This is a genomic window from Pseudofrankia coriaricola (assembly GCF_001854805.1).
Taxonomy (GTDB): Bacteria; Actinomycetota; Actinomycetes; order Frankiales; family Frankiaceae; genus Pseudofrankia.
Genome location: NZ_MBLO01000267.1, coordinates 20348 through 41513 on the forward strand (window position 1 = coordinate 20348; position 21166 = coordinate 41513).

Sequence of the window (21166 nt, forward strand, 5' to 3'; positions counted from 1 at the left end):
GCTTTACGGGCACCTGGCGAGCGCTTGGCGGGCTCTTGCCGCCCAGTACGGAGAGCCGCACCGGTCCAGCAAGGCGATCGCGGCCGTCAGCTCCCGGCGCGCGGCGGGGTGATCGCCCAGGGCGAGCGAGGCTTCGCCCAGCAGTCCGTCGACCGCGCCGATGATCGCCGTGCAGGAGCCGATCACGACGAGTTGGCCGCTGAACGGCCGCAGGTGGGCGCGGTCTTGTTCGACGATGTCGTGACAGCCGAGCATGATCGCCGCAAGCAGCCGAATGACCACGGCGCCCCACCACGTGTAGTCCCGCGGCGGCAGTTCCACGGACGCCAGGACCTCACGGGCCTCGCCGGTGCAGCCCGCTTCGGCGAGCGCGAGCGCGAGGACCCCCCGAAAGGCCGCGACCTTGGACCCGGCCGCAACCGCGCGCATCTCCTGCGCGGCCGCTGCCAGCGCGCCGGCCTGGAGCGCACGGTCGATCATGTTCGCTCCGTAGGAGGCGACGATCCCGTTCTGCGCGGCCGGATCGACCGTACTGACCGCGGCGTCGGCCGCGGCAGCCGACTCGTCGAGGCGCCCGGCGAAGGCCAGCAGCGCGGCGCGCACGAACCCGGCCTGGGCGGCGAGCGCCGGTGACCGCAGGCGCCGCATCTCCTCCTCGGCGGCGAGAAGGGCCGACCATGCCTCGCCGATCTGGCCGAGCCGCGCTCGGTCGCAGGCGAGCCGCAGCCGCGCGCCGGCCACCAGCTCCCGCGGGGCAGCACCCATGGCGATCAGTTCAGCCGCGGCGTCCCGCTGCTCATTGGGCCGGTCTACCTCGGAGACGGCGAGAGATCGCAGATGCAGGATCCGGGCGAGCAGGTCGGGACCGTCAGGTAGGGCCCGGCATGCCCGGAGCGCCGCCGCGCTCAGCCGAGCGCCCTCGTCGACGTCACCGGCCTGGGTGGCGACGACCGCGGCGCAGACGAGAGCGACGCAGCGGCGCGGGTCCTCGGCGGGCAGCAGCGGCAGCGCCGCGGCGAGCGCGCTGCGCAACGCACCGGGGACAGTCCCGTAGCTGAACGGGAACCAGACGGTGTGGCCCATGGCGGCGTCGGCGATCCGGGCCACCTGGCCCGGATCGCCGCCCGCCTCCGCCAGCGCCCGGTCGACGATCTCCAGCCCCTCGAAGTGCTTCCCGGCGGCGTAGAGGGCGTCGAGGAGCCCGAGCAGCAGCTCGACCCGCTCCCCGCCGCCGAGGCGGGCGAACTCCGCGGCGGCGAGCGCCCCCTGCCAGTAGCCGGCGGCGTCCTCGGGGGCGAGCCGGTCGGCCGCCTCCCGCGCGGCCCGGGCGGCCTGCTCCACCGCGGCGCGGGCCACCTCAGGGCTCAGCTCCGCCGCCGCCAGCCAGTGCCGAGCGACCTGGCCGGTCCGTTCGGGCCGGTCCGCGTACCGCCGCGCGGTCACCTCCCCGAAGCGGCGGTGCAGCAGGGCTCGGCGCAGCCGCGTATGCCGGGCGTCCAACGCCTCCCGGATCAGGTCGTGGTCGAACCGGAATCCTCCCAACCGGGACGGGTGCTCGGAGATGAGACCGGCGGCGAGCGCGGCGTCCAGCGCCTCGAGCGACGCCAGCTGTGCGAAGCCTGCGACCTCGGCGACGATGTCGGCGTCGAACTCCGCGCCGGCCACCGCCGCCGTCTCGAGCAGCGCGGCCGCCGAGGCCGGCAGCGCGGCGACGCGTCGGTGGATGACGTCGCGCACATGGTCGGGCAGCGCTCCAGCCTGGCCGGATCCGCCGGGGAATCGAAGCAGCTCGCGCACGAAGAACGGGTTCCCGCCGGTCCTGGAGCGCAACGCCCCTGCCGCCTCCCACCCGGGATCGGCGCGCGCGACGTCGCGCGCGAGGTCGCGCACCGCCGCGGCGTCGAGGCCGCCGAGCCGCGCCGTCCGCAGCCCCGTCCGGGCGAGCCCCGCCAGCGTCTCCTCCAGGACGGCCCGCTCGTGCGTGCGGAACGTGCCGATCAGGCCGACTCCGGGCGCGCGGCCCGCTCCCAGATGGACGATCAGCCGGAGCGACGACGTGTCCGCCCACTGAAGGTCATCCAGTACGACCAGCAGCGGCGCGGCGGACGCGAGATAGTTGGTCACCGCCTCGTAAAGCCGCAAGCGGGCGCCGGTCGCGTCGTACCCGCCGTCCTGCCGCCGCTGGGACAGCAGGGCGGCTACCTCCGGAGGCAGGGGCAGGTCCGGCCGGGCGGCGGCGAGCGCGCGCAGGACCTGTTCCCACGGCCACAGCGCCGGCGCGACCTCGTGGTTGGGGCATACCCCCCACAGCGCCGGCCGGCCGGCGCGCGCGCACACCTCGGCCACCAGCCGGGTCTTCCCGACTCCCGGCTCACCGTCAATCATGATTATCGGGCCGGGCGCGGCGCTGGGCGGACCGAGCTCGCCGAGCAGGTTCGCCAGGTCACCGCCGCGGCCGACGAACAGGTCGTCTGTCACCACGGTCACCGAAGCGCCCGTCCCAGCCGCGGGAAGCGCGACCGCGTCGGCCGCGCCGGGCCGCCAGGCCGGGACGACCGGCGGCGGCGCCAGCCGGCGATCATGGCGGAGGATGGCCATCTCGAGGGTGACCAGGTCCGGCCCCGGGTCCACGCCCAGTTCCTCGGCCAGCCGGGCTCGCACCGACCGCAACGCCCCGAGGGCGTCCGCCGGGCGCCCGCATCGGTACAGCCCGAGCGCCATCAGGGACAAGGCCCGTTCGCGCAGCGGGTGGCCCGCGATGAACGCCTCCAGATCGGCCGCGGCCTCGGCCGGCCGGCCGAGGCGGATCAGCGCGTCGGCCCGGTCCTCGACCGCACCCAGGCGAAGCTCACCGAGCCGGGCGACCTCCGGCGCGATCCACGACGCGTCTCGAACGTCGGCGTAGGCATCGCCACGCCACAGCCCCAGTGCCTCGTCAAGACCGGCCAGGGCATCGTCGGCACGACCAACCGCCAGCGCGGCGCGCGCCCCGGTGATCAGCTCGACGAACACCCGGACGTCGACCGTCGCCCCATCGGTGCGCAGGACGTAACCGGGCGCACGGGTCACCAGCACGGCCGCGGGTGTCCCAGGGCCGCGGCCGGGTTCCAGGACCCGCCGCAGGTTCGACACATACACCTGCAGGCTGGCCATCGCGCTCGCCGGCGGCTGACCGCCCCAGAGGCGGTCGACGATCGTGTCGACCGCTACAACCGTATCCGCGGCGGCGAGAAGCAGCGCGAACAACGCTCTCTGCTTAGGCCGGCCAAGGTCGACCGCGACACCGTCAACAACAACCTCGACCGGGCCGAGCCCCCGAATCAGCACCACATGATGTTACGAACCCGGGTTTTCTGGGGACGGCGGCCCCGCCACCGAAGCCAAACTCGCCGGACCAGACAGCGTGGCGGTCGGTAACGACGGTACGGTCTACATCGTCGACAATGCCAGTAGCCGAGTCCGGAAGATCGACCCATTCGGGACGATCAGCACACTCGCGAAGGGTCCATTTTCTTTCATAAAACGCTAACCCACGCCCGCCCAGGTGGGGTCCCGACCCTCGACGAGCTCCCCGACCACACAGGTTCACCTGCCGACCGGTGGATCTACTCCACTGTGAAATGTCGGACCCCACATGGTCAGCGCGGCAGGACGGCGAGAAGGCCGGTCCGGCCGTCGGGGAGCAGGGTGGTGATATGACCGGCGGCGATCCCGGTGGCGAGGACCGTGCCGCCGGTCGGCCAGACGGCCAGCGCGGCCGGGGCGGCCAACGCCGCCCGGCCCGGCGTGGAGTGGCAGGGTCACGACCCGGCCGGTCATGGGGTCCGCGACGAGCACCAGGCCGTCGGGCAGGACGACGAGTGACGTGGGCGCCCGCAGCCGCGACGCGGCGGAGCTCGGGCTGGCCGCGGGCTGGTATCGGCCGCCCGCCAGCGGGGTGATCTGCCCAGATGGCGCGACGGCTCGCACGCGGCCGTTGCCTGTGTCGGCGACGAGGACTCGCCCGTCGCGCAGCGCGGCCACGCCGGCCGGTCGCAGTAGCCGAGCGCGGACGGCCGCGCCGCCGTCACCGGCGTCCCCCGGCTGCCCGGTGCCGGCTAGGCGCCGGGCCTCGCTCGCGCCCGGGCGGCCGGGGTCGGTCGGCTGGGCGAGGGTGAGCCGGAGTACGCGGTGGTTGCCGGTGTCGGCGACCAGCAGCCGGCCCTCGGGATCGAGCGCGACGGCGCGGGGTCCGCGCAGCACGAGCTCGGCGGGACTGAGCTCGGTCCAGCCGGCAGGCTCGGCGCGGACCGGCCCGGAGTGGTGGCGACCGGCGGTGAACTGCCCACTGCTGGCTCCGGCGACCGTCTCGACGAGATCGGCTGCCGCATCCACTCGGCGGATCAAGCCATTGCCGCTGTCCGCGACGTAGAGCGCACCGTCGGGGCCGCACCCGAGGCCGTACGGGGTGTCGACCCGGGAGTGCCGCCCGGACCCCACCTCGCCGGAGTACCCGGCCTCGCCGGTGCCGAGGACGGGCACCGCGGGGCCGTCGGGATCGACGCGCAGGACGAGGTGACGGGTGGGCACGCTGACGTAGACCGTGCCGTCCGGCCCGACGGCGATTCCGTGCGCGCCGGGCACGGCGACCGGGGTCGGCTCGGCGCGTCGCCGGCCGGGAATCCGCGACACGCTGGTAGGACCAGTCGTCGTCCCATCCAGCCCGAGGTGCCGGCCGTCGGGCAGCAGCGCCACGAAGCGGACGGCCGGCGGCCGCGTCGCGACCGCAGCGTGGGGCGGCGGCACCGGGACGGCGGCGGGTGCCCGGGCCGTGGGGGCCGTGGGGACTGCCGGAGCGGACTGCGCCGAGGGAAGGAGCGGGGTCGACGGGGCAGGAGCAGGCGCCTTGGCGGCCCGGCCACGGGAACGGCGGCCGGCGGGCGCGATGGGCGGGGGCCGGTCGGGTGGCGAGCTGATCACGGTGGCGTCGTCTACCGCGCCGGTCGACCGCACGGTCGGGGCCACGTCCGGCGCGAGCGCCGGAGCGGCGACGGCTGTCGGCAAGGGCGCCGGCGCGGGGACGGCTGTCGAGTAGTCGGCCGGGGCCCGGCCGCCGGCGGGCGGCCCCAGCTGGCGGCCGCGCAGCTGTTCGTCGATGTAGACCGGCACGGCGCAGCGGGCCACCCAGTCGGGGCCGTAGAGGTGGGCGGCCGCGGCGAAGAGCGCGACCGCGAACTCGCGACCAGTCTGGTAACGCCCGGCCGGATCCTTGCGCAGCGCGCGCAGGACGACCTCGGCGATCGGGTCCGGCACCCGGCCGGTGAGCGGTGGGGGCGGGAGCTCGCGGTGGGCGTGATGCAGCTGTTCGAGGCCGCCGCGGAACGGCGGCGCCCCGGTGAGAATCTCGTAGAGGGTGATCCCCAGGGCGTAGACGTCGGCCGCGGGGGTGATCGGCGAGCCGTCGAGCTGTTCCGGCGGGGCGTAGACCGGGGTCGCGATGTTGGTGGCAGGGCTGAGCTCGTCACCGAGGATCTTGGCGACGCCGAAGTCGGCGACCTTGACCGTGCCATCGGCGGCGACCAGCACGTTCTGCGGCTTGATGTCGCGGTGCACGATGCGCCGGGCGTGCGCGGCCCCGAGTGCGGCGCCGATCGCCACCCCGGCGGCGCAGGCGTCGAGGATCGACCGGCTGTTGGCCTGGCCGAAGTAGCGGCCAAGGGTACCGTCGAGCCGCTCCATGACGAGCAGGTGCAGCTCGCCGTCGGTCTCGTAGTTGTAGACCTCGACCAGGTGCGGGTGGCGCAGACTGGTCAGCATTCGGGCTTCCGCGCGCAGCCGGGCGGCCAGGTCGGCCCGGGCCGCCAAGGACAGGTCGGGGCGGGCGGTGTCGATCCGCTTGATGGCGACGCGCTGGCCGATGTCGCGGTGACGACCGCCGAGGACGATGCCGAAGCCGCCGCTCCCGAGCACCTCGGTGATCTCGTAGACCCCGTGGAGGAGCGCTTCCTCGCGTTCGAACGCCACCGCGACCTCGGCTGTCGGCTAGCTGGCGGACGCCGGCGCCCGGCCGCACGGCGCGACGTAGGGAACGTCGTCCAGGTAGGTTTCCCATTCCTGCTCGGTGACGGGGTCACCGATGTTGGCGCACAAGCGCTCGACGTTGCGTTCGATATTGAGATCGACGAGCACCGTGTAGGGATCAACTCCGGGGAAGGCGAAGGCGGCCATGAGGTAGTCGCCCGCGCCCTGGAACGCGCCCGTGAGGATGACCCCGGCCAGCGTGGGGAACGACAGGAACCATTGGGGGCTGCGTGGCTGGGACACGTCCCAGATCCGGGTCTGCAGCGAACCGCCGGCGACGAGGCGCCGCCCGTCCGCGCTGAAGGCGAGCACGTTGGTCCCCGAAGCCTGCCTGGTGGTGGTGCCGACAACCCGCGGCCTGGCCGGGTCGGACACGTCGACCAGCCGGATCTGGCCGTCCTCACCGCCCAGCGCGACGATGTGGCCATCAGGGCGGAACGCCGGCGGCGAGACGATCTCGTCGCCGAGGTTGAGGGTGCCCTCGGGGCCGCCGGTGAGATTCCCGGCCACCGGCCACACCTTGAGGGTCTGGTCGTTGCTGGTAGCCGCGAGCCGCGTCCCGTCCGGGCTGAAGGCCACCTGCGCCGCCCCGGTTGGCTTGAAGGCATTGGGCTGCGCGCCCAGCATCGTCGGAGCCCGGGGATTCGTGGTGTCCCACAGTTCCACCCCGCCGAAGTCGCCGATCGCCAGGCGGCGCCCGTCGGCGTTGACGGCGACGCTGACCGTCTGGTCCACCTCCCGCGGCAGAACAGCCAGAGGGGCGATCGTCGGTGGTGGCCTGGTCGGGTCATAGCGCGGCCAGCCGGCGATCGCCCGGTCGGACACGTCCCAGATACTGATCTTGTCGCTGGTGTTGACGGCGAGGATCCCACCAGCGAGCGAGAGGCTGGCGCCCGCGACGGCGTACGGCTCGTCAGGAAGATCGAGCGTCACGGCTGCCCGCAACCGCTGGTCCGGCGGGAGGCCCGGCTTGATCACGTCGTCGTAGACGAACAGATCTCGCAGTTCGGTGACGGTGATCGTGGAGCTGGCGGAGCGGGGAAGAATCGCCACGGGCGTGACCCGTCGGAATGTGGGCGACGGCGTCGAGCGGAGCCAGCGCAGCGCCCCGTCGGAGCCGCTGACGACGATCCAGGACCGGTCGGTTGGATCGACCGCGAGCGACCAGGGCGTGGCCCGCAGGCCTATCTCCTCGAGCGTGCTGGACGCGTCGTCCGTGTTGTCGCCGGCCGTCTGGACGCCGATCGGGAGGGTGGCGACCTCGTTGGCGGCGGACGCGACAGCGAGCACGTGCGGCGAGAGGTAGGTGACCGCGGTCAGCTGGGAATCCAGCGTCGTCTGCCGTCCGACGCGGGTGGCCGTGCCGTTCTTGACGGCATACCGGATGAGCGCGTCGTAGATGGTCTCGACCACGAGTTCGTCGCCGGCCGGGCTGAACGCGAGCGCCCGGATCTGCGTGGTCTGCGCGAGGTCTTCCCGCGGGGTGTAGAGCACCTGGGGCTGGCCCGGTGCCGCCGGGTTGGTGACGTTCCAGAGCAGCGCACGGCCGTCCTCACCGCCAGTCGCCAGCAGGGTGCCGTCCGGGCTGAAGGCAACGGCGCGCACCGAGGCGCCGGCGTCCAGCGCGCCGGCGATCCGTGGCGCGCCGGGAACCGACACGTCGAAGAGCGCGACCGCGTTCCCGTACCCACCGGCGGCGAGCAGGTCGGCCTTCGGGCTGAAGGCCAGTCCGAACACGCCGCCGGCGGCGAGCGGCGCCGGCAGCAGCGTGTCCCGAACCCGGGGCGCCGCTCGGTTCGTCACGTCATAGATCCGCACCTCGCCGTTCGCGGTACCGACGGCCATCAGGCGCCCGCTGCGGTCGAACGTCACCGCCTTGACGGCATGTGCCTGCGTCGCGGTGCCCTGGCGCAGCGGCGCGCCCACCGGCCGTGCCGCGGCCGAGGTGCCGACGGTGACATCCCACAGCTTGACGACGCCGTCGTCGGAGCCGCTGGCCACCGTCCGGCCGTCCGGGTTCCACGCGACCGTCCCGATCGAGCCCTGGTGCGCGTGCAACAGCCGCGACGGAGTCTGGGCACCGAGGACCGCGGTCCGCGCCTCCGGCGTGTCGGCGATGCGATCCGCGACGAGCGCCATCTGCGCGCCGACCTCCGAGTTGTCGCCGGAGATGCTGTCGGCGATGTCGGCGACGTGGGCCGACGAGGCCCTGTTCTCCGCTGCTGTCGCGCTGTTCTTCGCGGCTGTCGCCCCCGCGCGGCTGACGAACGCGACGGTGGTCATGCCAGCGGCGACCAAGGCGACGGCGGTGAGCGCGGCGACCAGCGCCAGCAGCCGACGTGTCCGCCGGCGCATCTGGTCGGCTTCGGCCTGCTCCCGGGCGACGGAGGCGTCGTAGTAGTCGGCCGCGGGGCTCGGCAGAGGCCGGCGGCGCCCGCCAGGCTCGGCCCACTCCCGGGCCGCGGCGAGCCGCTGGCCGCGCAGCAGCAGCGCCGGGTCACGACCGTTGTCCTCCCAGTCCTGGCCGCCGTCATCGAGCCGCTGCCGGACCAACGCCCCCGCCCGGTCCAGCTCCAGCCACTCCCGCAACCGTGGCCACGCCCGCAGCAACGCCTCATGGGTGATCTGCACCCGGTCCTCGTCGGCCTCCACCAACCGCAGCTCACCGATCAACTGGTCGAGAACCCCGGCTGCCCCCGGCGCCTGCACCTCGGCCAGCAACGCCGCCCGCTGCCGTGGCCGCCGGGTCGTCTCCCCCAGTTCACCCACCCGCACCAGCCCGAGCAGCAACGCCCGTGCGCTCTCCTGCGCCGCCGCGTCCAGTCCGGTGAACCAGTCGTCGGCGGTCTTCGTCAACGCCCCCGCCAGCCGGCCCACCCGTCGGTAGGCGTCGACGGTGAGCGTCCCGGAGGCCCGGAGCTCCCAGGTTGCCCGCAGCGCGTGCGCGAGCAGCGGCAACGACCCGGAGCCGGAGCCGGAGCCGGAGCCGGCCATGCTCTCGTCGAAGAGGTCGTCGAGGACCAGCTCGACCAGGGCCGGCTCGACGGCCAGGCCAACCGCGCCCGCTGGGCGGACGACCACTTCCCGGATGTCCTCGGGCCGCATCGGACCGATGACCACCTGCCCCCGAGCCAGCGCCTGCGCGAGCAGCGGATGGTCCACACACGGCAGGTAGAAATCACCCCGCACGGTGATCAACACGACGGCCGGCCCGGGTCTGCCGTCCGGCCCCGGCGTCGCCAGCGACACCAGCGCCTCGATGAACGCGGCCCGCTCCCCCTCGTCGACACAGAGGGTGAACGTCTCCTCGAACTGGTCGACCGCCACGACAAGGCGCCGGGCCACGGCCGCGCCGCCGATGGTCGGCTCCACCGGCGTGGATGCGAGGTCCAGCGAGGTCATGGCCGGGCCGCGCAGCGCGCGGTGCGCCAGCAACTCGCCGACAAGACTGGCGAAGCGCGCCGGCTCGTCGTGGACGGTCTGCAGGATCGCGCTGCTCAGCCCAGGGGCCGAGATCTCCTCAAGCACCCGGGTAGTCAGCACAGCCAGCGGGTGGTACCCGGGAGTGAGTACCACCTGGACATGATCCGCGGACAGGCCGGGCAGCTCGCCCCGACGCAGCGCCGGCAGTACGCCGGCCCGCAGCACCGAAGACTTCCCAGCCCCCGAGGCACCGACCAGCACCAGCGGCCCGGCGTCCACCGGCCGGAACCGAAGCGCGCCGAGCACGTCGTCGACGGTCTCCGACCGGCCGAAGAAGAACTGCCGGGAGTCGGCGTCGAACGACGCCAGGCCCGGGTAGGGGGAGAGCGCCCCGGCACCGGTCGTGGCCAGATCCGCGGCTGCCGGGACTGGACCGCTGGCCCCGCGGTCGGGCAGCACCACCGTCGGCTCGGCCCTGGCCGGGTCGGTCGGGGTCAGCCTCGCGATGTTGCGCGCGATGGGCGTGTCCGCCGCGCTGCCTGCCAGGTATGCCGCGCGCACCCCGTCGGTCGGGTCGAGCAGGGCCTGGGTCGCCGCCAGAACGCCGCCGACCGTCAGCGATTCGGGGCCGTTCGGGTCGCCCCCCGCCAGCAGTCGGCCCAGGCCTGCGACCGCGGGTGGGAGGGGGCCCGCGGCGAACACCGGCTCCGCCTCACTCACCGCGACCAGGAGCTCCAGCCCGCCGTCCTGACGGGCAGCCGCTGTGAGGAGCGCGTCCGCGACATCGTGGCCGGCGCCGTTCGCGCGCCAGCCGTCGACGAACACGACCCGATGCCGGGCCGGGGACGCCGCGACGAGCGCGAGCAACTGGCTGAAACGCAGCGCGCCCGCCTGGCCGCCCGCCGTCGGGTCACCGACCAGCAACGGCTCCCCACCCGAGGCGCCGACCAGACCCAGCCAGCAGACCAGCAGCAGCTCCGTGGGGACAACACCGGCGCGGGTCAGCGCCAGCGCGACGTCGACTGCGGCACGCGGCCCGTCGAGGATCTCCACCCGGCTCTCGACCAGGCCGCCGGGGCCAGTCAGATACCGACGCAAAGCATCCGCGCCGCGCCGCGCGACCGCCGCGCCCCCGTTGCCGACCTCACCATCCGGGCAGATGATCAAACCGAAGGAATCTGCCGGCAAGCCAGCCGACACGAGTTGATCTGGCATTCCCACCCTCGGACCTTTGCATGTTATATCGCGGCGAACATCAACGCCACAAACCCGGAGCCGACCGCGCTGCATGCAGATCCTACTGCGTGGGCACACAATTAACCGCCGACGACCTGGTTAGGTGGAGCCGCTCCAGACCCGGAATTGTTGTCAGTTTCAAAGAAGCGGTAAAGACGTGACAAAGAAGTCGCGTACCTGACAGCGCACCGGCACCGTGAGGATTCTGAACGCACGGGTGCGGGCGCTTTTCAGCAGCCGACGCGAGACGGCACCGCCGACCTGTCCGCTGGGCGACACCGCCGGAATCCCAATGCCGGATCGCGCGGCCATATAATCCCCCTCCCGCGTAGGCGCACCGCCTTCTTCCGACACTGTTGCGTTCGCCGGGCGGAGCGGCTGGGGCGACCAGTCGGGCATGATCGACTGATGCGCCGTCGTTGTGTTCGTCTGCCAGTCCGACCGCCGACCGCGTCCGACGCGCGATCGGTTCTCGACGCGGCGAACGAACAGCGCAACGCGGCCCCGGTGGTCGGTCGCACTGGCGCTCGGTCTGCGTCAGGGCGAGGCCCTGGGTCTTGCCTGGGACGCCGTCGACCTGGACGCCACACGGGCGACGTGGTCATGGAGATCATGGATCACACGCAGATCGGCCGGGGCTGTTGTATTCGGAGGACTGGGGGCGTGCGGAGGCCCTGGCAGGCTCGAGCCATCACACGATCATGCCGGCTCGCGGCGCCGATCACTGCGATGGCCGAATGCAACAGTCCCGTCTACGCTCCGCCCAGACGATCAGCACCGGACAGGCCCTGATCCAGAACATCCGCCGCGGCCACTACGAACTCGCCACCGACACCGACACCGACCCACGACTGCGACTCGCGACCGCGTTCACCGAACTCGCCCAAGCCATCTGAGCCCGGGCACCTCGCGCATCGCTATGCATCTGCGATGCGTGGACGCAACAGACCCAACTGGAACCGGCTAATTTCAACGCCGCGACGACCGCTACGACGTGTTCGCAAGAATCGGCCCATCTAACGAGCGGGGGGCGGGCAGGTATTCCGGTACGGCTCGGTGGCGAGATAGCGGGTCCATTCCTGTTTGTCCAGACCCGCCCAACGCGTCGGCAGGCTACCTGAACCGCGGCGTTCCGCAGGTAATCGAGCACGTTGACGTCCCAAAGTCGGACCGTGCCGTCGACGCTGCCGGAAACGAGTAGACCGCCTGGGCCAAACGCCACCGAGCTGACCGAGTCGATATCGCCGGTGAGCGGGTTGCCGAGAGGCTGGGGCGCGGCGTGATCACTGACGTCCCACAACCGCACCGCTCCGTCCAAACCGCTGGAAGCAAGCAGGCTGCCCGGACCGGGAGTAGCTGGATGCGGGTGAGGTCGAGTAGTTGGTCGAGAGGGAGACGTCGGCGGATGGGGTGGCCACCCTCGCCCGGCTGCTCCCCCGCACACGCTGGTCGGCCTTTCCTGGTCACCCCCGCGACCCTGCTGCGCTGGCATCGAGAACTTCTCCGCCACCACTGAACATATCCGCAGCAGCGCCGCGGTCGCCGGCTCGAGGACGCCACGGTGCAGCTGGTACTCCGGCTGGTCCGGGAGACCCCCGAATCAAGTTTCGCACGCTACAGGCAGTACCGCCGTCCCCGGAGAATCCGCCGGTGCCGGCGAGGGCGCCGATCCGCCCCGCCGTGTCGATCTGAGGTACAGGTCCTGGGCTACATAGATGCAGGAGAGCTCAGGGAACGCTGGAGTTTTTTCTCGAACCCGGGAAGGCGCAGGTAGGGTCCCGCGGCCCAGCCGGGCGGAAGCCTGGGTCAGCCGGCCGTGCAGCCGCCGGTCGCGACGGCCACGACACGAATCGTCGCGACCTTCCCCGGAGCGCCCAGCGCGCCGAGGTTCTTCCCGTTGCAGGACAGGTAGACGGCACCCGCGTTGCCTACCTTGATCTGCAGCGCGCCTTCGGAGGTCACCACGCGGGACTCACCCTGCTGGAGCAGTAGCTGTAGGAGGACCTTCTCGCTGTCGTCCCAGACCTCGAGCCAGCTCTTCGCGTCCCGCGCCTCGAGGCGCACGACGACCTCGGCCGGCGGTGGCGCCGGCGAGGCGGAAGCGCTCGGGGTGGGCGTCGGCCGGGTGACCGCCGAATCCGTGCCGGAGGCGTCCGACACCCCGACCGGACCGGAGAGGGGGTCGCCTGGTCGCTCGTGGCCGTCAAGGGCGAGGGCGAGGGTCGCGACGGTTGTCGCGAGTGCCGCGGTGGCGAGTGCGGCCCGCCAGTAGCGGCGGCGCAGCCGGCCGGCGAGCAGAGTGCGGCGGGGCGCTGGCGGGTACCCGCTGGCGGGCCCCTGGCCGGATGAGGCTGAACGTGAGGGCGTCCAGGGACGCGGGTTGGCTGCAGGCTCGTCCTGTCGGGCGCTACCAGATCGGTGTGTGGGTGGTTCCTGGACGTCGGGTCGGTCGGCGGCGGCGTTCCGGTGAGCCTTGCGTGGCGGCTGTCCAGTCGCTGCCTGCGGGCCCGTCTCTGGCCCTATGGTGGTGGACGCCTCAGTCTCCGTCTCGCTGCCACCGGTACCAGAACTGACTTCAGCGGGCGGTAGGGAGGACAACCCGGACGCCGTCGGTGCCGCCGACTCCGCGTTTTGGCCGGTCTGTCCCGCGAAGACATGGTTGGCGGGGTGGGCGCGAGCGGCTGCCCCGAGCACGCGAGCCCGGCCGTTCGGCAGGATGCCTTCGGCGAGGAGGCGACTCACCTCCTGCCAGAACTCGGCTGCGTTGGCTACCTGCCAGGATGGCTGCTGCGCCCGAGGAAACTCTGCGTCATCCAGGATCCGGGCTGCGGCAGTCGGTCGCCTGAACACGGAGGCGAGTTCGTCGATCTCGACGGAAGTGAGCGGCTCCGGCCGACTTCCCCCGTCAGGCAGCATCGTCCACCAACTCTGCATTGCCCAGCCGGCGACCCCGTCGCAGCTCCCAACCGGACACAGAATACGCGCCGAGATTGTCCCCACGGAACGGGCGCGTGACTGGCCCCGCCGAGGAGGGCGTTGTTGCGTCGTGAGGAGTCGAGGCACACCAACTCGTGGGTGCCCGATATCCGGTTCGGAGACGCTGAGCTGCGGTATTGCGGGCTCGCGGGGTAGCGCGGTGTGATGCTGGACTGCGTCGTCTCGGCGTGGTGTTCCGGTCGTCGGCTGTTCGCCGCGGTGGGCGCGGTTCCATGATCCCGGCTATGGTGCTGCGACTCTTCTACCTCGCGGCCTACCGGATGGTGAGCTTGACCCCTGAGCACGGACACCTTGCTCCGTGCTCAGGGGTCAAGCTCAGCCGGTCTGGCTGTCGCGGGCGGCAGGCGCCGTTCAGGCGTCGGCCGGTATGGTGCGGGCCCGCAGGCCTGAGACGCCTGGGTCGAGCCCCCAGGACAGGACCCGGCGCGGGTGGATCCGGATGACCTCGCGGCTCAGCCACGGCTGGGGCGGTTCGATGTCCGTGATCGCGTCGGCGGTGCCACGGATCTCGACTCCCCGCACTCGCCACGGGTCGACCGAAGCGATGTCGTCGACAACCAGCGAGACGACGCCGGTCGCCGCGACGTTGCGGAACTTCCGGGAGGCGCCGAGGTCGTAGCCGTAGATCTCGACGGTGCCATCCGGGCGCACCTGGAAGGAGACCGGCGAGTTCTGCGGGCTACCGTCGGGCGCCACGGTAGCGAGCCGGCCGAGCCGCTGGCTGGCGAGGTAGCCGAGTTCGCTGTCACTGAACACCGGGGAGCCGGGTGCGACGGTGCCCGGGACGTCGGTAGCAGTCATAGATCCGAGGTTGCAACCTCAACCACCGTTGAGGTCAAGCCCGTCACGGCTCGCGACCGCGATGCGCGCGGGCTCTGTTGCACGGGTCGATGCCACAGGTCGCGTCGGCAGCAGAGGGATGATCGAGAGATGGCTCGCCGCCGTCCTCGTCCGCCCGTCCCGGTCTCGGAGTTCGCCGGTTTCCGGTTCCCGCCGGATGTGATCCTTCTGGCGGTGCGCTGGTACCTGCGGTACGTGCGACGCGAGGCGCTTGTCCCACGTCGCCCTCAACGGCATGGGCGAGCCACCGCCGACGTCCACACCTCCAGCACGGACGCCGAAATGCTGATCGCGACGAACCGGGTCTCCCGTCCGCCTTTGGCAACGCGGGCCCCCGCATCCGATCACAGGCGGGCTGCGGAGCTTGTTCCGTGACGACGCTGTAGTCCCCCGAAAGCCGGCGGCGACGCGGGGTGCCCTCAGGTGTTGCGGGTGCGGGGCCCGTGGTACTGCTCGTCGGTGATGTGTTCCAGCCAGGTGGTCTCGGGCCGGTCGTCGTCGGGTGCGGTGCCTTCCCACAGAGCGAGGTGCTGCATGAAGCGGTCCTCGGTGGCGCCGTGCCAGTGCTCCTCGCCGGGCGCGCAGGTCACCGTCTCGCCGGGGTGGGCCTCGTAGACGGTGCCGTCGCGGGTGCCGATCAGGGCGACGCCGGCGACGACGTGGAGGGTCTGGCCGACGGCGTGGTGGTGCCAGGCGGTGCGGGCGCCGGGGGCGAAGGCACCATGTTCGCGCGCAGGCGAGACGGCTCCTGGCCCGTGTGGATGACGTCGAACCAGACATCGCCGTTGAACCAGTCCGCGGGCCTTTGCCGGTTGGAGCCCGTCTACGCCGTCCACTACAACGACTACGCCGCGCACTTGCAGGGCGCCCAGATCGCGTACGACGTCGGCGTCCAGCGGACGTGCTGGCAGGTCCAGTCGCTCACGAACCGGATGGGCGACGCCGGCACTCTCAAGCATATCCACGGGCAGTACCGCTCCCACGTCTACCTTTCTGACGTCGTCCGGCCGAGTGGACGAGTGACCGGCAAGCACCTCGACCAGAGCGGCGATAACGTCGTCGAAATCGAGACCTGGGCAACCAACCAGCGCGGACAGAACGTCATGCCGGGCACGGCTACCGTCGCGCTTCCGCGCAGGCCATGAGAGGTGTGAGATGGGCAAGATCATTGTCGGCGTCGATGGAAGTGACACAGCGAGCAAGGCCGCGGCTAGAGCGGCGGTGCTCGCTTCCGCCCTCGGGCATGAGCTGATCGTCGTCAGCGCCTTCAGCTCAACCGACCGGTTGCAGATGGGCCGGCCCGGCGACGAACTCGACCTGTCCGCGAGCGATGCCGCGCTGAAGATGGCCGAGCAGGCGATCGAAGATCTCCCGGCCGACCTCGCTGGCCTGCCGACCACTCCTCGCTCGGAGTTCGGCAGGCCGGCTGACGTGCTCGTCAGTGTCGCCGAAGAGATCGGGGCGAGCATCATCGTGGTTGGCAACAAACGCGTCCAAGGCGTCACCCGAGTCTTGGGCAGCATCGCAGCGGACGTCGCCCGTCACGCGCCTTGCGACATCCTCATCGCGCACACCCACTGAGGAGATGTCGCCGCCGGCAACATCGGGATGCCGGCACGCGTGATCGGTCGTCGCACCAACCGCGACCTGCCGATGATCATATGGGCAGATCGGATGCGCGAGGCGATGGCCGACCACGACTACACCCTGCGTGACTTCGCGATGCTCAAGGCACGCTGGGGCGTCTCCATCCAGGCACTGATCATGCGAGGCAGCCATCTCGGGCTCATCGACGCCCGGCGCAAGGAAAGCCTGTTCAAGCAAATCTCAGCGCGCGGATGGCGAAAGCAGGAACCGGTGCAGGTCCACCACGAGGAACCCGCCCTGTTCTGGAAGCTCATGCAGGCGAAGTTCGGCGACAGCCGCGCGGTCTACACCACGGCCCAGGAACGACTCGGCTTGCAGTCGTTCTACCTCGGCCAACTCGCCCCCCGCGTGGTGTAACACGCTCCTGGCCGAAGCCCAGGAAGACAGCCACTGCCAGTGTCGCCAGTGGCTGTCCTGCCAGAGATACGTAGCCGGTGCGGATCCGGATCATGGCCGGGCTCTCGTTGGGTGCTGTCGCCGCCGATGAAATCGGAAGTCGGTCGTCGAGGCCCTCGCCGGCCCACTCGTCCGGCAGACCCCGAACCACGACACCCCGCCGACTCCCAAGGGAGATGGGCACCGATAGTCACCATCGAGTCAGCTCTACAGGAAGCCCCGGCATTGTGCGAACCGGCCCGCCATGCCCGCTGACCTGCACCTGCGGACTGTCGACAATCGCACCGATCGGTAGGTGCAACCTATTTGCCCAGGTCATCAGAGGCTAGTCACGGAGCGTGGAGGACCGTGTGTACCAGCATCCGAACCGGTTGATCTTGGTTGCTGGCCCTGAAATCGCCGTCCGGCCGGTCGCCACCCGGGCTCTGGCCAGGGACGATGCCCAGTGACCGCGCCGACCTCTACATCATCTACCGAATCGAACAAGCGTTCCGTAGACCTGGTAGGTCCGGACCCATCGGCCCGTCTCGTGACCGTGATCGTCGGCGTGGTGGTTGCGCTTACGTTCCTATTCGGCTTCGGCCATAGTTCTTATCCTTACGACGTACGCCTCTACCTCTTACGTCGTAAGGGGTAGCCTATCGCGCCGCTCACATCGCCGGACCAGGAAGGCGAGCCATGGCGACCAGCACGWCAACCAGCCGGATAGGTATCCCGCAGCTGCGGCGAGCCGACAGCGGTGCCGTCTCCCGGCTGGCTCCGCATGAAGGAGAAGTTACAGCCATGCCTGTCGACTCACTGACCATGCGTGCCGTCATCCAGGACGGCTCCGGCGCGCCGGAGCGGGTGCTCCGGCCCGAAGAGATCCCCATGCCGCCGATCGGCCCCGACCACGTCCTGGTCGGATGCGGGCCACCAGCGTCAACACCCCGGACTGGGCCACCGTCACCGGAGTGCCCTACATCGGCCGCCTGACCTCCGGGCTGCACCGGCCGAAGCGTGCCGTGCGCGGCAGCGATGTCGCTGGCGTGGTGGAGGCCGTGGGCGGACAGGTCAGCGACCTGAAGCCCGGCGATGAAGTGCTCGGGTCCACCTGGTTGGTGGCCGGCGCGTTCGCCCCGTACGTGGCCGTGCCGGCGGCCCAACTCGTCAAGAAGCCCGCCGGGCTCACCTGCACCGACGCCGCGGCATCGGTGATGACCGGGCTCGCCGCCCTGGTCGCCATGCGCGACGTGGCCCAGGTGGGCGCCGGCACGCGCGTCCTGATCAACGGCGCCTCGGGCGGGGTCGGCACCATGGCGGTCCAGATCGCCAAGCGCCTGGGCGCGGAAGTCAGCGGCATCTGCGGCACTGCCCGCACGATCGAGCTGGTCCGGTCACTCGGAACCGACCACGTCATCGACTACACGAAGGAGGACTTCACCCAGAGCCGGCAGCGTTTCGACGTCATCCTCGACAACGTGCTGAACCACCCGTCGAAAGCCACCGCGCGGCTGCTGGCGCCAGGCGGCGTGCTCATCCCGAACAGCCTCGGCTACACCGGCGGCCTTTTCGCCGGCCTGCCCAGGATGGCGCGGGCAGTCCTGATGGGCCGGCTTGGCTCCACCACAGTGAAGCTCGTATCCCCAGCCGTGAACCGGGAGAACCTGAATGCGCTCCTAGCGCTCCTCGAATCCGGCTAGGTCAAGGTGGTCATCGACCAGACCTACCCGCTCGACCAGGCAGCAGACGCCGTCACCCACATGCTGAAGCGTCACCCCAGCGGCAAGATCGCCATCACCGCATAGCGAGCGACACCGCGCGCCATCGAACAGGGGCGCGGCCGGCGAGCGGCGTCCAGGTCTCCGCGATGCCGCGGGCTGACCGGACAGCAGGCCGGCCGCCCCTACTGCGCCTCGCTGAGATGGACCATGGCGTCGTACAACTGCTCGTACGTCATCGGCGGCTCGGGGATCGGATGTGCCCGCTCAGCCCGGTAGGCGTCGAGCATGAGGTAGAGGTAACGCCGCCAGGCGTTGGGCGCCGTGGCGCTGGTGGCCTCGATGATCCTGCCGTTCGACCAGATGAGGTTGACGATGTCGGCCAGGGTGATATCGGGGCGAGCCTCGCCGGCTTCTTGGGCCCGGGTGAGCATGTCCACGATCTGCTGGCACATCTCGTCGTGGATGCGCTCGGTCTCGGCGCTGTCGGTGAAGCGGCGGGAGAGGAAGTCGTTGAAACCCCGGTCTCCCGCCTGCATGCCAAACAGGTGCTCCAGGTAGTAGACGAACCCTTCCCACGGGTCGTTCATCTCCAGGGCCTTGTTGGCCCCGTCGAGGAACTCCTGAAGCCGGGGCTGGAAGGCGGCCATGAGCAGGTCCAGGCGGGTTGGGAAGTGGCGGTACAGGGTGCCGATGGCAACGCCGGCGTCGCGTGCGATCTTCTCCAGGGAGGCATCCACGCCGTGTGCGGCGAATTCGCGCTGCGCCGCGGCGAGGAGCTTGTCTCGGCGCTCCCGGGCGTCGCGGCGCAGGGGCCTTCGCATCTGCTCAACGTCGCTGCGGCTCACTTCGTCAGTTTACCGGCGATACTGAGGGTGGCCTCCCTTTCTGCGCCGCTCAGGAGCCCGGCAGAGCGCGGTTGACCTCGGGGAGCTCGTCGGCATGGTCGTGCGACGCGGCTGACGGCGCGCGGCAGCACCGTGGCGCCCGTGACGATCCCGGGGGCCCTCCCGCGAGCATGACGTTCGTTCGGTGCCCTGGGCACGGTGGCAGGGCTGAGCACAGGCCAGGTGGCTGTCGGGACCCGGGCGGTACCCGGCCTGGATGTCGCCGACTTCGCGGGCAGCGTTCGCGACCAGGCGGCGAGGGGCACCTCATCTCCCTTCGTCTCTTTGGTGCCGCCAGATGTCGAGGCCCGAAACTTCTGCCAACTTGAGGCACCCCTCCGGAATAGAGTGAGGTACCCCTCCGCTTATGGAGGCAGCAACGACCGGAGGGGTGCCTCATCTTGGCGCTCTGACCTGACCGCACGAGGAGCGAAGCAGATGAGCACTATGGAGCCCTCCGGGGCGCAGGCGCCTCAGCCGCCCGCGGAGGCCGTCGGAGCGCACCTGGCCGCTTCGCCCGATCCCCATGACGAGCGGCGCTGGATGGCTCTGGGTGTCCTCGTCATCGCCCAGATCATGATCCTGCTGGATGCGACCGTCGTGAACGTTGCCCTGCCCTCGGCGCAGGCCGACCTCGGCTTCTCCGACGCCAGCCGCCAGTGGGTGATCACCGCCTACGTGCTGGCCTTCGGCAGCTTGCTTCCGCTGGGAGGCCGGCTGGGCGACGCGCTCGGCCGCAAGACCATGTTCATCGTGGGACTGCTGGGGTTCGCGATTGCCTCCGCTGCCGGCGGCGCGGCCCCGAACATCGGCACGCTGATCGCCGCCAGGGCCGTCCAGGGCGGGTTCGCCGCAGTTCTCGCGCCGGCGGCGTTGTCGCTGATCACGGTGATTTTCACCGACCTCAAGGAGCTGAACAAGGCGTTCGGGATCTTCGGTGCAGTGTCCGGCAGCGCCGGCGCCGTCGGCCTGCTGCTGGGCGGGCTGCTGACCGACTACGTGGACTGGCGCTGGTGCATGTACGTCAACATCGTCCTCGCGGTCGCCGGGATCATCGGTGGCCTCACGCTGCTGCACAACTCCGCCGAGCCCGACAAGCCCAGGCTTTCCGTGCCGAGCACGGTCGTCGGCTCGGCGGCGATCTTCGGGTTGGTCTTCGGGTCGGCCAAGGCCCAGGCCGACGGCTGGGGCTCGGCGGTCACACTGACCCCGCTCATCGCCGGCGGTCTCCTACTGGCCGGCTTCGTCGTGCTCCAGAAGGTCGCCCGCCACCCGCTCATCCCGCTGCGGGTGGTCGCCGACCGCAACCGTGGTGCCGCCTACCTGACGCTCTTCCTGGCGAACGCGGCGGTGTTCGCGCTGTTCCTGTTCCTGACCTATTACTTCCAGGGTGTGCTGGGCTACTCGCCGATCATGACCGGCGTCGCGTTCCTGCCGATGATGGCGGCGATCGCCGTGGTCGCCACGCTGACCCAGGGCGTGCTGCTGCGGCGCCTGACCATGCGGGTCATCGTCGCCGCCGGCTTGATCGCCTCCGGTGCCGGTGCTGCACTGCTGACCCAGGCCGGTGCGGGCAGCCCGTACGCGGCCTGGGTGCTGCCCGGGCTGGTCCTGGTCGGGACCGGCATCGGGTCGGCCGCCGTCGTGGCAGTCGCGGTCGGGCAGCAGGGTGTCGATCCGCGCGACGCGAGTACGGCGGGGGCGCTCAACAACGTCTCCCAGCAGCTCGGCTCGGCGCTCGGCGTCGCCTTGATCAGCACCTTCGTCGCCACCGCCACCAGCCACTACCTGACCCGCCACGGCAGCACTGCCGTCGTCGGCGCAACCGTGCACGGGTTCACCGTCGGCTACTGGTGGGCCGCGGGCGTCTTCTGGGCCGCTGCCGTCCTCTGCAGTGCCCTGATCCGCGGCGGCACCCGGCTCCATCACGAGGCCGGCCAGCCCGAGCCCCTCGACGAGATCGCCGGCGGACTGATCTGA

At 71.3% G+C, this 21166-nt stretch carries 10 protein-coding genes and 7 pseudogenes; 8 read left to right on the top strand and 9 right to left on the bottom strand.

Features of this window, described 5'->3' with window-relative positions:
• Nucleotides 1–3: 3 nt before the first annotated feature.
• On the bottom strand, nt 4–3330 hold the full coding sequence (locus BCD48_RS41705) for an ATP-binding protein (RefSeq protein ID WP_349308086.1): 3327 nt from the start codon (nt 3328–3330) through the stop codon (nt 4–6).
• 34 nt (nt 3331–3364) lie between these two features.
• Here BCD48_RS41705 and BCD48_RS50275 point away from each other — a divergent pair.
• Nucleotides 3365–3529, top strand: a pseudogene (locus BCD48_RS50275) (NHL domain-containing protein); the annotation flags it as partial.
• Nucleotides 3530–3585: 56 nt separating this feature from the next.
• On the opposite strand, the gene BCD48_RS41710 reads toward BCD48_RS50275, so the two are convergent.
• The gene (locus BCD48_RS41710) at nt 3586–6003 is read right to left on the bottom strand and encodes a serine/threonine-protein kinase (protein ID WP_071053933.1); all 2418 of its coding nucleotides are present in this window, start codon (nt 6001–6003) and stop codon (nt 3586–3588) included.
• An 18-nt stretch (nt 6004–6021) separates the two neighbouring features.
• On the bottom strand, nt 6022–10698 hold the full coding sequence (locus BCD48_RS41715; protein WP_071053934.1) for an AAA family ATPase: 4677 nt from the start codon (nt 10696–10698) through the stop codon (nt 6022–6024).
• A gap of 456 nt (nt 10699–11154) precedes the next feature.
• Between BCD48_RS41715 and BCD48_RS56180 the strand changes: the two are divergent.
• Nucleotides 11155–11347: pseudogene (locus BCD48_RS56180) on the top strand (tyrosine-type recombinase/integrase); the annotation flags it as partial.
• 34 nt (nt 11348–11381) lie between these two features.
• A pseudogene (locus BCD48_RS57050) lies at nt 11382–11615 on the top strand (hypothetical protein); the annotation flags it as partial.
• Here the strand turns inward: BCD48_RS57050 and BCD48_RS57055 are convergent.
• From BCD48_RS57055 to BCD48_RS41730, 4 genes and pseudogenes are all read right to left on the bottom strand, one after another.
• Complete coding sequence (locus tag BCD48_RS57055) at nt 11534–12211, bottom strand: WD40 repeat domain-containing protein (protein WP_083420032.1); 678 nt, start codon at nt 12209–12211, stop codon at nt 11534–11536. The pseudogene BCD48_RS57050 and the gene BCD48_RS57055 overlap by 82 nt on opposite strands.
• 314 nt (nt 12212–12525) lie before the next feature.
• Complete coding sequence (locus tag BCD48_RS54610; protein WP_071053935.1) at nt 12526–12879, bottom strand: DUF4115 domain-containing protein; 354 nt, start codon at nt 12877–12879, stop codon at nt 12526–12528.
• Nucleotides 12880–13374: 495 nt separating this feature from the next.
• A pseudogene (locus BCD48_RS57060) lies at nt 13375–13653 on the bottom strand (effector-associated domain EAD1-containing protein); the annotation flags it as partial.
• A 414-nt stretch (nt 13654–14067) separates the two neighbouring features.
• Nucleotides 14068–14517 carry a PPOX class F420-dependent oxidoreductase gene (locus BCD48_RS41730; protein WP_071053936.1) on the bottom strand — a complete coding sequence of 150 codons (450 nt, stop codon included), beginning with the start codon at nt 14515–14517 and terminating at the stop codon, nt 14068–14070.
• Nucleotides 14518–14646: 129 nt separating this feature from the next.
• Between BCD48_RS41730 and BCD48_RS54615 the strand changes: the two are divergent.
• A pseudogene (locus BCD48_RS54615) lies at nt 14647–14751 on the top strand (IS6 family transposase); the annotation flags it as partial.
• A 404-nt stretch (nt 14752–15155) separates the two neighbouring features.
• Here the strand turns inward: BCD48_RS54615 and BCD48_RS57065 are convergent.
• Nucleotides 15156–15725, bottom strand: a pseudogene (locus BCD48_RS57065) (cupin domain-containing protein); the annotation flags it as partial.
• Between BCD48_RS57065 and BCD48_RS41740 the strand changes: the two are divergent.
• The 3 genes and pseudogenes from BCD48_RS41740 to BCD48_RS41750 all read left to right on the top strand — a co-directional run bounded on the left by BCD48_RS41740 (nt 15712) and on the right by BCD48_RS41750 (nt 18386).
• Entirely contained in the window at nt 15712–16137 is a 426-nt protein-coding gene (locus tag BCD48_RS41740; RefSeq protein WP_071053937.1) for a universal stress protein, read from the top strand. The pseudogene BCD48_RS57065 and the gene BCD48_RS41740 sit on opposite strands and share 14 nt — an antisense overlap.
• Before the next feature lie 27 nt (nt 16138–16164).
• Nucleotides 16165–16560, top strand: coding sequence for an ImmA/IrrE family metallo-endopeptidase (locus BCD48_RS41745; RefSeq protein ID WP_071053938.1), 396 nt, complete (start codon nt 16165–16167; stop codon nt 16558–16560).
• Between the two features lie 944 nt (nt 16561–17504).
• Nucleotides 17505–18386, top strand: a pseudogene (locus tag BCD48_RS41750) (NAD(P)-dependent alcohol dehydrogenase).
• A gap of 98 nt (nt 18387–18484) precedes the next feature.
• Here the strand turns inward: BCD48_RS41750 and BCD48_RS41755 are convergent.
• Nucleotides 18485–19123: a TetR/AcrR family transcriptional regulator gene (locus BCD48_RS41755; protein WP_071053983.1), complete on the bottom strand. Its 639-nt coding sequence runs from the start codon at nt 19121–19123 to the stop codon at nt 18485–18487.
• Between the two features lie 501 nt (nt 19124–19624).
• Between BCD48_RS41755 and BCD48_RS41760 the strand changes: the two genes are divergently transcribed.
• Nucleotides 19625–21166: an MFS transporter gene (locus tag BCD48_RS41760; RefSeq protein ID WP_083420018.1), complete on the top strand. Its 1542-nt coding sequence runs from the start codon at nt 19625–19627 to the stop codon at nt 21164–21166.